This window comes from Plectonema cf. radiosum LEGE 06105, from assembly GCF_015207665.1.
Taxonomy (GTDB): Bacteria; Cyanobacteriota; Cyanobacteriia; order Cyanobacteriales; family Nostocaceae; genus Rivularia; species Rivularia radiosa_A.
In genome coordinates, this window is sequence record NZ_JADEWL010000090.1 from 1 (window position 1) to 12,252 (window position 12,252).

The 12,252-nt window shown below is 38.2% G+C and carries 11 protein-coding genes; 3 read left to right on the forward strand and 8 right to left on the reverse strand.

The window, feature by feature from the left end; genetic code table 11:
• The first annotated feature begins 99 nt into the window (after positions 1-99).
• Positions 100-927, forward strand: a complete 828-nt coding sequence (gene map, locus IQ247_RS21610) for a type I methionyl aminopeptidase (RefSeq protein ID WP_193923214.1) — start codon at positions 100-102, stop codon at positions 925-927.
• A 133-nt stretch (positions 928-1,060) separates the two neighbouring features.
• Here map and IQ247_RS21615 read toward each other — a convergent pair whose 3' ends face one another.
• On the reverse strand, positions 1,061-1,738 hold the full coding sequence (locus IQ247_RS21615) for a uracil-DNA glycosylase (protein WP_193923216.1): 678 nt from the start codon (positions 1,736-1,738) through the stop codon (positions 1,061-1,063).
• A 162-nt stretch (positions 1,739-1,900) separates the two neighbouring features.
• On the opposite strand from IQ247_RS21615, the gene IQ247_RS21620 reads away from it, so the two are divergent.
• Complete coding sequence (locus IQ247_RS21620; RefSeq protein WP_193923218.1) at positions 1,901-2,584, forward strand: phosphoribosyltransferase; 684 nt, start codon at positions 1,901-1,903, stop codon at positions 2,582-2,584.
• Positions 2,581-2,823 (forward strand): hypothetical protein, encoded by a 243-nt coding sequence (locus IQ247_RS21625; protein WP_193923219.1) that lies wholly within the window; start codon positions 2,581-2,583, stop codon positions 2,821-2,823. The genes IQ247_RS21620 and IQ247_RS21625 overlap by 4 nt, the downstream gene beginning before the upstream one ends.
• A 39-nt stretch (positions 2,824-2,862) precedes the next feature.
• On the opposite strand, the gene IQ247_RS21630 is transcribed toward IQ247_RS21625, so the two are convergent.
• From IQ247_RS21630 to IQ247_RS21660, 7 genes are all read right to left on the reverse strand, one after another.
• Positions 2,863-3,441 (reverse strand): Uma2 family endonuclease, encoded by a 579-nt coding sequence (locus tag IQ247_RS21630; protein WP_193923221.1) that lies wholly within the window; start codon positions 3,439-3,441, stop codon positions 2,863-2,865.
• Positions 3,442-3,655: 214 nt separating this feature from the next.
• Positions 3,656-4,726, reverse strand: a complete 1,071-nt coding sequence (locus IQ247_RS21635; RefSeq protein ID WP_193923222.1) for a tetratricopeptide repeat protein — start codon at positions 4,724-4,726, stop codon at positions 3,656-3,658.
• Positions 4,727-4,963: 237 nt separating this feature from the next.
• Complete coding sequence (locus IQ247_RS21640; RefSeq protein ID WP_193923223.1) at positions 4,964-5,755, reverse strand: pentapeptide repeat-containing protein; 792 nt, start codon at positions 5,753-5,755, stop codon at positions 4,964-4,966.
• Positions 5,756-5,764: 9 nt separating this feature from the next.
• Positions 5,765-6,406 (reverse strand): beta-carboxysome protein CcmP, encoded by a 642-nt coding sequence (gene ccmP, locus IQ247_RS21645; RefSeq protein ID WP_193923224.1) that lies wholly within the window; start codon positions 6,404-6,406, stop codon positions 5,765-5,767.
• Between the two features lie 146 nt (positions 6,407-6,552).
• The gene (locus tag IQ247_RS21650) at positions 6,553-6,714 is read right to left on the reverse strand and encodes a hypothetical protein (RefSeq protein WP_193923225.1); all 162 of its coding nucleotides are present in this window, start codon (positions 6,712-6,714) and stop codon (positions 6,553-6,555) included.
• 272 nt (positions 6,715-6,986) lie between these two features.
• Positions 6,987-10,160 carry an efflux RND transporter permease subunit gene (locus IQ247_RS21655; RefSeq protein WP_193923227.1) on the reverse strand — a complete coding sequence of 1,058 codons (3,174 nt, stop codon included), beginning with the start codon at positions 10,158-10,160 and terminating at the stop codon, positions 6,987-6,989.
• 547 nt (positions 10,161-10,707) lie between these two features.
• Positions 10,708-12,033, reverse strand: a complete 1,326-nt coding sequence (locus IQ247_RS21660; protein WP_193923228.1) for an efflux RND transporter periplasmic adaptor subunit — start codon at positions 12,031-12,033, stop codon at positions 10,708-10,710.
• Positions 12,034-12,252 lie beyond the last annotated feature (219 nt).

Genomic DNA, 12,252 nt, shown 5'->3' on the forward strand with positions numbered 1-12,252 from the left:
CAAAATAAGTTAACTTAAAATATATACAGAATTGTTTCTCAACTAAGCGAGTAAATCAATTTACATTTAAGCGGCAACGCACCTTCCAATTATTATCTTATGAACATTTTAAGTAATCTGCTTTCTCAACCATCTCAAGATACTCGCCCTAAAAGACAGCGTAGGGGAATCGAAATCAAATCGCCGCGTGAAATTGAAATTATGCGTCAATCGGGGAAAATTGTCGCAACTGTGTTAAAAGAAATTTCTGAGTTGGTAAAGCCAGGAATGACTACAGCAGACTTAGATGCTTACGCTGAGAAACGTATTCGCGAAATGGGTGCTACACCTAGCTTTAAGGGATATCACGGTTTTACGGGTTCTATTTGTTCTAGCATCAACAACGAAGTCGTACATGGTATCCCCAGCGCCAAGAAAGTCATCCGCACAGGGGATGTTTTAAAAGTCGATACAGGCGCTTTCTTCCAGGGATTTCACGGTGATTCATGTATCACAATTGCCGTCGAGGAAGTAAAGCCCAATGATGCAAAATTAATTCGTGTTGCCGAAGAAGCACTTTATAAAGGCATCGAACAAGTAAAAGCTGGTAACTACTTAATGGATATTGCTGGTGCCATTGAAGACCATGTAAAATCCAACGGTTTTAGCGTAGTTGAAGACTTTACCGGACATGGTGTAGGTAGAAACTTGCACGAAGAACCTTCCGTTTTCAACTTCCGTACCCGTGAAATGCCTAACGTCAAATTGCGTAAAGGAATGACCCTAGCAATTGAACCAATTTTAAATGCTGGTTCTAAACATTGTAAAACCTTATCCGACCGTTGGACTGCCGTAACTGTAGATAATTCTTTTTCAGCACAGTTCGAGCATACTGTATTAGTTACAGAAACCGGCTATGAGATTTTAACCGATAGAACAAAAGTCTAAATGATGGAGAGTAGGGAATAGGGAATAGGGAATAGGGAATTGGTAATTGGTAATTGGTAATTGGTAATTGGTAATTGGTAATAAACAACTCTCAACTGTCAACTCCTAACTCCTAACTGCTAACTCCTAACTCCTAACTATTCCCCATCTCGTCAAACTTTGCCCGCACCGCTTGTATATCTTGCCACATCAACCATTTGGGACTACCAGTTTCGCGAGAAGGATTACGTAGTAAATAAGAAGGATGAAAAATAGGCATACACAAACGACCTTCCCATTCTATCCACTGTCCGCGAATTTTACTAATTGCCCGTTTTTCTGCAAGTAAACCTTTGAGAGCTGTAGCACCTGTCAAAAGGATGATTTTTGGATTAACAAGCCGAATTTGTTCTAACAAATAAGGTTTACAAGCCTTGATTTCTTCAGTAGTTGGATTGCGATTACCTGGGGGACGACATTTATTAATATTGGCAATGTACACATCTTGTTCGCTGTCAATGTTTGCTGATGCCAAAATCTTTTCCAGAAGTTGTCCCGCTCTTCCAACGAAAGGTAATCCAGTTTCATCTTCATTTTGACCTGGAGCTTCCCCAATAATCATAATGGATGCTTGAAGATTTCCTCTACCAACAACTGCGTGTTGACGAGTATCCCCAAGAGGACAACGATGACAATTATTGCAATGTTGAGCCAATTCCGTCATGGTTGGATAAGTACCTGGAGGAATGGGTATTTTGGCATTTGTGGGAATAAGTTCTTTTTGGCTAAAAGTTGAATCCTCAAAAAGACTTAACTGATTTTTGCTGTTCATTTGAAATAAAACTTGCGTTTGAGAAAACAATCTCTACTAATATTGGTTCGGCTACGCTTTTTTTGCGTAATACTTGTATCTATAAACTCTTGATTATATCAGCTATTAAGAATAGACCATAGCCAAATTCCAGGCATCCCGTTGTAAAATGTTTAGTAAATCATGTTGTACAACCCACTTTTTCAAAATCGCGAGGCTGCGGGTGTTGAGTTAGCCCAAGCTATTCGTACTCAATTGAACAAACAAGCGGTTGAAACTGGATTGAAACCAATCCCAATTGTTTATGCTTTACCTCGAGGTGGATTACCAGTTGCTTTACCAGTAGCGCGTTTGCTTGATTGTCCTTTGAACATAGAAGTCGCAAAAAAAATTAGTCATCCCCAAAATGAAGAATTAGCCATTGGTGCGGTGACTGCTTCCGGAAGTGTTGTTTGGTCAGATAATAGACTATTTCGCTTCAAATTTTATTCGCGAGAAAAACACCAAGCAAGTTTAAATACAGCGATGGACTGTGCTAAATCTTTAGAGGCACAATTAAGTCCTGCTTGTCCCCAAGTAAATCCTCAAGGAGCTACTATTATTTTAGTTGATGATGGTATTGCTACAGGTATGACCATCGCTGCTGCTGCTACTTCCCTAAGAAAGTTGAATCCCGCACAAATTTGGCTGTGTACTCCAGTAGCACCTGAAAAATTAATTCCTTGGTTGCATAAATGGGGAGAAAAAGTCATCGTCTTAGCAACACCAACATCTTTTTTAAGTGTAAGTAATTTTTATGTAGAATTTCCTCAAGTTGAAACTCAACAAGCCTTGGAATATCTTCAGCAGCAACCGATTAAAGGATGAATTATCATTTTGATATGAACTACGCTAGTCCGCTTTGCGCTCGACTAGAGACTCTCCCTGTGAGGGGATATCGGGATTTGGATGCGCTATTTGAGGAAGAATTGACAGCCATATATTTAACGACTGTTGTTTGGGATGGTATAGAAAAAGTAGTCCCTGTTTTGGCTTCCGGTTATAAGCCGGGAGCTGGGAATCGCGATGATGGAAGGATATCATCTGGAGATCGATTTTGCCGATAATGGCTTGGTTTCGTGGGAAAAAATTACAGATTAGGCATTTTATTCTTCTGCTTCAAAAACCACACCTTCATATAGTGATGCTGTTGCCATCTCAAATTCGATGCTGGATAAGGTAATTACATCTTCTTCAATATAGGGATGGTAAAGCCACATTCTCCCTTCTCCCCGACAGTAACGTTCGACGGAAATTTTTTCGGAATCTATTAATAAATATTCTTGTAAAGAAGGCATTTTCAGATAATTGGTAAATTTTTCCCCCCTATCTCTGCTAGCTGTAACAGGGGAAAGAACTTCGGCAATTATTTTTGGATTTTGAATAAATTTGCGAGCATTCAAGTCTTGAGGATCGCAACTGACAATAACATCAGGGTAATAGTAAGGACTTTTAGGGGTGAGTTGCACTTTTACATCCGACACATTCACCCGACAACCCCTAGCACGTAAATGTGGACGTAAGGCTGTGTAAAAATTCAAGGCAATATCATTGTGGGGAATTGTACCACCAGTCATGGCAAAGACTTCGCCGTTGTCGTATTCGTAACGAAGTTCTTGCAGGGGTTCCCATGCGAGATATTCCTCGATGGTCATTTTTTGTGTTTCTTGGGAGATGGCTAGCATAGCAAGATTTTTCCAGTTTGTTTTGATTGTAGCGAATCTGCCACGATATTCGATTTCTTGGTGAGTTATGGCGATCGCATCTCGCTTAGGGAAACGGCTGGAGGTGTATACCGTACTGGGGCTACTGAGCTAGTCAGCTATTACAACGAACCTGGTTGTTCGCAAGCTCCCCGTTCAGCCGGAGGCAACGGGGAGAAGCTGATCCTCATAATCATTAATCGTAATTCATGGCTCTGGCATAGTCGCCCATCGCATAACAAGCAGTTTTAAGACTAGCACGAGCCTGGTCTTGGCTGCGACGGTCTTTCATTGCTTTAGCTATTCGCAAACGTTCTTCATAATAAGACATTGCTCGTTCATAATCACCTAAAGCTTCACAAGCAACTCCCAAGCTACCTAAAGATTGTTCTTGTGTACGGCTATCTTGAATATCCTTTGCTAATTGTAAACGTTCTTCATAGCAGATAATCACCTTTTTATATTCACCCAAAGCATAATAAGCATTCCCAAGACTTTTTAAGACTTGGATGCTACTACGATTGTTTTTAAGTAACCGAGATACAATAATACAATCTTCGTAATATTTGGTAGCTTTTGAATAATTTGTTAAAGCATACCAGGCATTACCCAAATTTTTTAATATTTGTTCTTCTCCCCAATTATCTTGTATTTCTCGTACTAATTTTAAACTTTTTTCTTGATACTCTATTGCTTTGGAAAGATTATTCAAAGCTTTAAAAACTAATCCTAAATTATTAAGTGCTGCTATCTCAGAGCGCTTATCTTGTAATTGCTGAGCTATTTTTAGACATTCTTGTAAATGCTCAACAGCTTCAGAATACTGTTTTAAATGACGATAAGCGTTTCCTAAATGGGAAAGTGCTTGTATCTGCAAACGCTCCTCTTGGGTATCTTTAGCTAAAGACAAGCATTGCTGAGCGTAAGATATAACGCTTTTATAGTCACCAGAACAATAAGCTACTAAAGCTAAACAAGAAAGAGCTTTAGCCTGTTTTTGAGTATTTCCATAAGCTTGAAATAGCGCTAATGAATGCTGTAAAGATTTTATTGCAGCATTAAAGTTGCCAGTTTGTTGCTGTTGAATTCCTTGCTCTAATAACTCGGATGCTTCAAATGACTCTTCTTGATTGAAAGAGTTTTGAGTTTGTAAATCTTGATTAGACTTTTGAACATTATTGTCTTCTTGATTTGCTTGGATCAATTCCGTAGGTATATGTAAAGGAAGTGTATTTTTTAAATTAGAATTCCATTTAATTTTTTCCATCGACCGCTAGCTCCCTGTTAATCACAATTGTTAATATTATTATTCCCAAAACCTTTAGATTAATTTGATTTTTAAAAAGGAAATTTACCTCAGAAACCGAAAAACTAGGGTAGAAGTCGAGTTTTTATGATGATTGTCTTATTTGACGGATACCTAAGCTCGAAACCCGACTTCTGATTGTGGTGGGGTGAGAAGTCGGGTTTTTACGATAATTTTCTGTTTTCACGGATATTTAAGCTAAAAACCCGACTTGTGATTGTTTACTATTGCTCGCTCCAAATTAGCGCCGAACAACTTCGCACCTTGGAGTTTTGCACCCGTAAGATTCGCACCTGCAAAATTCGCAGCTTTCAAATTTGCCCATCTCAAATCGGCGCCTGTCAAATCGGAAAAACTCATATCAGCTTGTAATAAATACGCACCGCTAAGGTGAGCTTTAGTCAAATTAGAATAGCTTAAATTCGCTTTATAAAAATAAGCACCCATTGCTTCGACTTCGTACAAATTAGCATTTCTTAATTCAGCTTCATTGAAATTAGCATCATGTAATTTTGCTTTCCAAAGATTAGCGCGATTTAATTTTGCTCCTCCTAAATCTGCACCTTTAATATTTGTGTCTTTTAAATTAGTTCCAATTAAGTTTGCATTCAGCATCAAAGCATCTTGCAAATTAGAATAGCTTAAATCAACTCCAATCAAATTAGCAAAACTTAAATTCGCTTTTGTCAGATTAGCACCACTAAGTTTAGCTAAACTAAAATTAGCTTTTCTTAAATTAGCTTCCTGAAAATTGGCATGATTAAGATTTGCACTATTAAAGTCAGCATTAGTTAAATTTGCTTGCACTAATAAAGCATTTTCTAAAATTACATGGCTTAAATTTACTCCTTGGAGATTTGCACCAGTAAGATTGTATCCAAACAAATTCGCCGAACTCAAATCTAATTCAATTTGAGGATTTTTCTTCCTCCACTCATCCCATGTAAGAGTACCAGTTTTGAGTAAAGTCAGATGTTCTAAATTTGCCATGATTTACCTTTACTCCTGACGCTTACCGGGAGAATTTACCCTACCAGCAACATTTTTAATCGCTGCTAACGCTCCATCTGCACCTGCAAGTATATCCTGTTCTTGTCCCCCTAAATAAAGCCTGCCAAAACTACCTACAGCATTAACAGCAAGGATATTTATTGCAGCAGCTTTCTCAGCTTCATTTGCAGCTAAAGCAGCATAAGCAGCTGGTTCAACTTCTAATACATACAAAGTTTGTCCCGCTAATAGTAACTGTCCCCGTCGAGTGCGATTAATAAGTTGAGTTTGATGAGCGTCAACATTACGGATAATTTGACTTGAAATTACACGGGGTTTAAGACATTCATCTTTTTTAACTCCTAAAGCTGCTAAAATAGCTTCTCCCGCAGAACGAGTTTCCCCCTGAGAGCTAGAATGGACTTCGAGCAAACCATACAGCCTTTCTACCATCTGCACTCCCGGACGTACTGAAGCAGATTTTAACGCAACATCAGTAATTCGATTTATTTCTATTCCAGGAGAAATTTCTACCCATAAAGAAGTATCTCCTGGTAGTGGTAAAAAACCTTGGGCTACCGTTCCCATATATGCTGCGTGTTGAGGTTGCAAATTGTCAAGATATACAAAACTGCGTAGTTCTACACCCAAAATTCGACTCCAGCCATAAGATTAAGAAATATTTATTATACGAATTTAAACTTAACCTACCATAAGGCGGCCACTAGTTGGGAGTTAGAAGTTGACAGTTGACAGTTGACACTAATTTTTAACCTTTAACCTTAGACCTTTAACCTTTAACCTTTAACCTTATTAATTACCGTTTCACCTTGAATGGGCTGCGTAATTTTGACATTTGGCGAATTTTTGATATTGTCCGCTACAGCAGTTGAGATAGCGAAAAATATATCAAAAGTGAAGAAGATAGCTAGTACAACAATAAAAAAAGTTCTTCTCATTAATTTAACCTCAAGTTACAGCAAACGCAGTTAGTAAAATCCTAGTTGCAATAATCAAAATTGCTTTGGAATAAACCATTGCAAGTTTTTTACTCAACAATTCTATTATTCACAGGAAAGCTGCTGTGGCAAATACTTGTTTGTAGAACTTACATACTCGTAACAAAAAGTGACACAAACCGTAAATTTTTGAAAACTATAGGTTTTTATATAGGTAAGGGAATTACAAGGACAAGTTTGAAATTCCGAATTTTCCCATGACCAATTTTTGATTAATGATTTGCAGTAACTTTACCATTCTCTTCTACCGATGTAACTATTTCCTGTTTTCTTTGAACGGGCATTAATTGCTGTCGTAAAGACACAATGACAATATACAAAATCGGTACCACAAATAAACTTAAAAATGTGGCAATAAACATTCCTCCAAACACAGCAGTACCCAAAGATTGACGACTACCAGCCCCTGCACCTGTCGCAATTAATAAGGGAAAAATTCCTAATAAAGTTGATAAAGCGGTCATCAAAATTGGTCGCAAACGTTCTTCTGATGCTCTGAGTGCTGCTTTGGTTATTGAAAGTCCTTCCTCTCTTAATTGATTGGCAAATTCCACAATTAATATGGCATTTTTAGAAGCCAAACCAATTAACATGACCAAACCAACTTGACAGAAAATATCATTTTCTAAGCCCCGCAAATATTGTGCTGCTAAGGCTCCTAAAATCGCTAAAGGAACTGAAAGCATAATAATTAAAGGGTCAATATAGTTCTCATATTGCGCTGCTAATACCAAGAATACAAAAACTATTCCTAATCCAAAAATTAACGGTGCTTGTCCTCCGGATTCCTTTTCTTCTGCGGAAATTCCAGCCCATTCGTAACCAAAAGTTCTCGGTAAAACTTGATTTGCAACTTCTTCCATTGCGTCTAAAGCTTGTCCGGAACTATAACCTGGTGCTGCTTCACCGTTTATTTCAATGGAACGATACAGGTTGTAATGATTAATAGTTTGCGCTCCGGTGGTGGGAGTTACTGTTACCAAGTTACTCATGGGAATCATTTGATTATTTTGGGAGCGAACATACAATTTACCGATATCTTCGGGATTGGAGCGATATTGAGCGTCTGCTTGCACATAAACCCGATAAGTCCGCTGTTCTAAATTAAAATCACTTACATACCGTGAACCAAGATAAGTTTGTAAAGTACTAAAAACATCGTCAATATCAACTTGTAATGCTTTGGCTCGATTGCGATTCACTTCAATCAATAATTGCGGCATATTCGCCGAAAATGTACTAAAAACCGCCTGAATCTCTGGTCTTTGGTTGGCGACTCCTAATAATTCTCCCATTTCTTGTAGCATTACCGCTAAACTACTGTTTCCTCTTCTATCTTGTAACTGAAATTGAAAGCCGCTAAAACTGCCCAATCCTTGAATTGATGGAGGATTTAATGGTAAAACTCTCGCATCGGTAATCGTAAAAAATTGCTGTCTCAATCGATCAATAATTTCTAAAGACGATTGTCCTTTTCCTCTCCTTTCTCCCCAAGGTTTCAAAGTGGTAAAAATTACGCCGTTGTTAGCCGTACTACCGCTGAATCCAAAACCACCAATGGCAAAGGTACCGACTACTTCCGGTAAATCGAGGATTTTTTGCTCAACCTGTGCCATCACCTGACTGGTATAGTTAAGCGAAACTCCTTCGGGTCCTTGAATAATCGTAATAAAGTAACCTTGGTCTTCTTCTGGTAAAAATGCTTGAGGAACTATGTTGTAAAGCCAACCAGTGGTTACTAATAACGCTGCAAATACTATCAATACGATAAATTTCAGATGTATTAAACGTTGTAGCGACCATTCGTAGCCATTTCTTACCCCATCTAAAAACCAATTAATAACATCAAAAATTTTCTGGAGAAAACCGCTACTTTCAGTTCTTCTTCTGAATAATAACCCCGACAAAGCAGGAGTTAAAGTTAACGCTAAAAAAGTAGAAATTGCGATCGCAAAAGCAATTGTCAGCGCAAATTGACGGTAAATATTACCAGTAGAACCTGGGAAAAATGCTACCGGAACAAACACCGCCATTAATACTAAAGAAGTTGCAATTACCGCTCCTGTAAGTTCGCGCATTGCAGCAGAAGCAGCTTGTTTGGGTGACATTCCCTTTTCATTAATCAAGCGAGAAATATCTTCAACTACTACAATTGCATCATCAACTACCATCCCCGTTGCTAAAGTTAAACCGAATAAAGTTAAAGTATTAATTGAAAATCCAAAGATTTTAATAAAGCCAAATGTACCGATTAATGCCAAAGGAATTGTAATCACCGGCACTATTGTTGTCCGCCAATCTTGTAAGAAAATAAAGATGACCAGAACAACCAAACCGATAGATAATAAAAGGGTTTTCACCACTTCCGAAAGCGATTCTTCCACAAAAGCAGTAGTATCAAAGGCAACTTGATATTGCATTCCTGGTGGAAAATCTCCAGCCAAATTTTCCATTTCCGCTTTCACAGCAGCAGCAACTTCTAAAGCATTACTTCCCGGAGTCGGAAATATTCCGATACCAACACCTTCATTTCCTCTAAATCTTAAAAACGAGTTATAATTTTCCGCCCCTAACTCTGCTCTTCCGATATCTTTCAATTTAACTAAAACGCCATTATCCCCGCCTTTGACAACAATATCCTCAAACTCGGTAACATTTTCCAGTCTACCTACAGCACGTAAGTCAATTTGATACATTTGGTCTGGTGGTGTCGGTTGCTGACCGATTTGTCCCGCACCCACCTGCACATTTTGTTCATTGAGAGCATTTATTACATCCTGTGCCGTGAGATTACGACTTGCTAAACGATTGGGGTCGAGCCACAAACGCATTGCATAACGACGTTCACCAAAAATTTGCGCTCGACTAACACCGTCAATTTTCTGTAAATTATCTCTGATATAAAGGTCAGCATAATTACTGAGAAATACGTTATCAAACTCTTGATTATTACTGTAAAGCCCCATAGCCAAGAGAATATTACTTGACTCTTTACTAACAACAACTCCAGTTCTTTGTACGGCTTCTGGTAACTGCGGTTCTGCTAAAGAAACCCGATTTTGCACGTCAACCGCTGCAATATCTTTGTTCCGAGATGCATCAAATGTAACTGTAATTTGACTCGTCCCACTGTTACTGCTGCTCGAAGACATATACTTCATGCCTTCTACACCATTTAACTGCTGTTCCAAAACCGTTGTCACAGTTTTCTCAACAACTTCCGCATTAGCACCGACATAATTAGCAGTCACACTAATTTGAGTCGGGCTAATCTCCGGATATCTATCTGTAGGTAGTGTCGGAATACTAATTGCTCCCACCAACAGAATGATAATTGCACAGACACTGGTAAAAACTGGTCGTTTAATAAAAAAGTCAGCAAACATAAATAAAGTTAGGAGTTAGAAGTTAGGAGTTGTAGAGACGTAGCATTGCTACGTCTGTACCGGAGTTATGAGTTAGGAGTTGTAGAGACGTAGCATTGCTACGTCTGTACCGGAGTTAGAAGTTAGGAGTTGTAGAGACGTAGCATTGCTACGTCTGTACCGGAGTTATGAGTTAGGAGTTGTAGAGACGTAGCATTGCTACGTCTGTACCGGAGTTAGGAGTTAGGAGTTGTAGAGACGTAGCATTGCTACGTCTGTACCGGAGTTATGAGTTAGGAGTGAGAAGTTAATAATTAGGTATTAAGTTAATAAGCAGCGTTCATTGTATAAGATAAAAATATCAAATATTTGTCGTGGGGACATCCTGCACGCTTTGTATATACAATTTAGACATTTAATAGCTTAGAAGTTAGCAGCAACAACTAAAATCAAAGCTTCGTATTGTTACAAGTAAATAGTTATAAAAAAAAATTAATCACTCTTAACTCCTAACTCTTAACGCCGGTGGTACTAACTCCTCACTCCTAACTCTTAACTCCTAACTTTTTTATTTAGAGTCTGGCATTATCGGCGCTCCATCTGTTAAATTAAGTATGCCGGAAATAATAATTCTTTCTCCTGCTCTTAATCCTTCTAAAACTTGATAATTATTGCCGCGAATATCGCCTAATTTAATGCGCCTTTGTTTAGCGATATATTCTGGTTTATCTTGAGAAGCTGAAGGTTTTTTGGCAACATATACAAAAGTTTCCCCGGCTAAACGAACTACTGAGGTTGCTGGAATTAATACTCCCGGACTACGCTGCCAAATTACTCTCGCATTAACATATTCGGACGCTCGTAGTTGATTATTCGAGTTATCAAAAGTTGCTTTAATAAGTATTGATTGAGTATTTTGATTAACGTTAGGAGAGATAAAAAAAACTTGACTCCTACCCAAAATTTTACCTTGATTATCAACTAACTCTACAGGCATTCCTTTACGCAATTCTGCTGCACGTTCTTGAGGTATTGAAATCTCAATTTGTAAGGGATTATTTTGGGTAATACTAGTTAGTTGGGTGTTTGTGTTCACAACATCACCTTCTTTAACTATTAAATCGCCAACTTGACCTGCAATCGGAGCGGAAACTGTATAGTATTGCAGTTGAACTTGTTGTTGTGTCGTATTTGCCTTCTGTTGTTGTAATGCTTTTTCCGCTTGATTTACTGAAGCTTCTTGAGCTTTTATTTGAGCCTCAATTGCATTCAGTCTGGCTTTTGCTGTAGCAAGTCTATTTTGATATTGCTGTCTAATTTGTTGCGATACTGCTCCTTGTGCTGCCAAACTAGAATATCTTTCGTATTCCTGCTGATTCAAATTTACATCGGCAACATTGGATAATCTTTCAGCTTGTAAAGATTTAAGAGTTGCGATCGCGTTTTGTAATTGAGAACGAGCAGCTTGTGCTGCTGCATCAACACTGTTAACTGCTGCTTGTTGTTCTCTGGAATCTATCTGCATTAATGCACTACCTTGTTGTACATTATCTCCGGAATTAACAAAAATATTCGTAATTCTTCCTTGTACTTGAGGTTGAAGATTTACCGAATTTCGCGATTCTAATCTAGCAACATATTCGTCTCTATCTTCAATTATTCCAGATTCTACTGTGGCTAATTGAACTGGTACTTTTGGAGGTTGAGCATTTTGTCCGGCAGGTTTTTGCTCTTCTCCAACCATCATCCGCCAAGCAAAAACACCACCGCCCAATAGTATTACAGAAAATAATAACCAAAGCCACCGTCGTTTCTTACGGGGTGGTTCGGGAGGTTTTTCTGGTTCGTTATTATCGTTATCTACAATTATAATTTCTGGTGGTAGAGAGGTCATAATTAACTACGGAATTACACAAAATAAAAATCTGTGGATGAAGCATTAATTATCCGACTGATAGTTACATTTTTTACTAGTATTTTGATTTAAAAAGAAAATATGATCTCATGCTTCACAGATTGTTTTACGTTCCCCAAATTAGTAAGCGATACACCGGCGTTCCCCGGTCAATTTTTCAAGAGAAAAAACAAGATTAATTTGATTCGGCTTTTACCT

Coding starts and splice junctions, on each gene's coding strand:
- map (WP_193923214.1), top strand. CDS start 100: ATGAACATTTTAAGTAATCTGCTTTCTCAACCATCTCAAGATACTCGC.
- IQ247_RS21615 (WP_193923216.1), bottom strand. CDS start 1,738: ATGAACAGCAAAAATCAGTTAAGTCTTTTTGAGGATTCAACTTTTAGC.
- IQ247_RS21620 (WP_193923218.1), top strand. CDS start 1,901: ATGTTGTACAACCCACTTTTTCAAAATCGCGAGGCTGCGGGTGTTGAG.
- IQ247_RS21625 (WP_193923219.1), top strand. CDS start 2,581: ATGAATTATCATTTTGATATGAACTACGCTAGTCCGCTTTGCGCTCGA.
- IQ247_RS21630 (WP_193923221.1), bottom strand. CDS start 3,441: ATGCTAGCCATCTCCCAAGAAACACAAAAAATGACCATCGAGGAATAT.
- IQ247_RS21635 (WP_193923222.1), bottom strand. CDS start 4,726: ATGGAAAAAATTAAATGGAATTCTAATTTAAAAAATACACTTCCTTTA.
- IQ247_RS21640 (WP_193923223.1), bottom strand. CDS start 5,755: ATGGCAAATTTAGAACATCTGACTTTACTCAAAACTGGTACTCTTACA.
- IQ247_RS21650 (WP_193923225.1), bottom strand. CDS start 6,714: ATGAGAAGAACTTTTTTTATTGTTGTACTAGCTATCTTCTTCACTTTT.
- IQ247_RS21655 (WP_193923227.1), bottom strand. CDS start 10,160: ATGTTTGCTGACTTTTTTATTAAACGACCAGTTTTTACCAGTGTCTGT.
- IQ247_RS21660 (WP_193923228.1), bottom strand. CDS start 12,033: ATGACCTCTCTACCACCAGAAATTATAATTGTAGATAACGATAATAAC.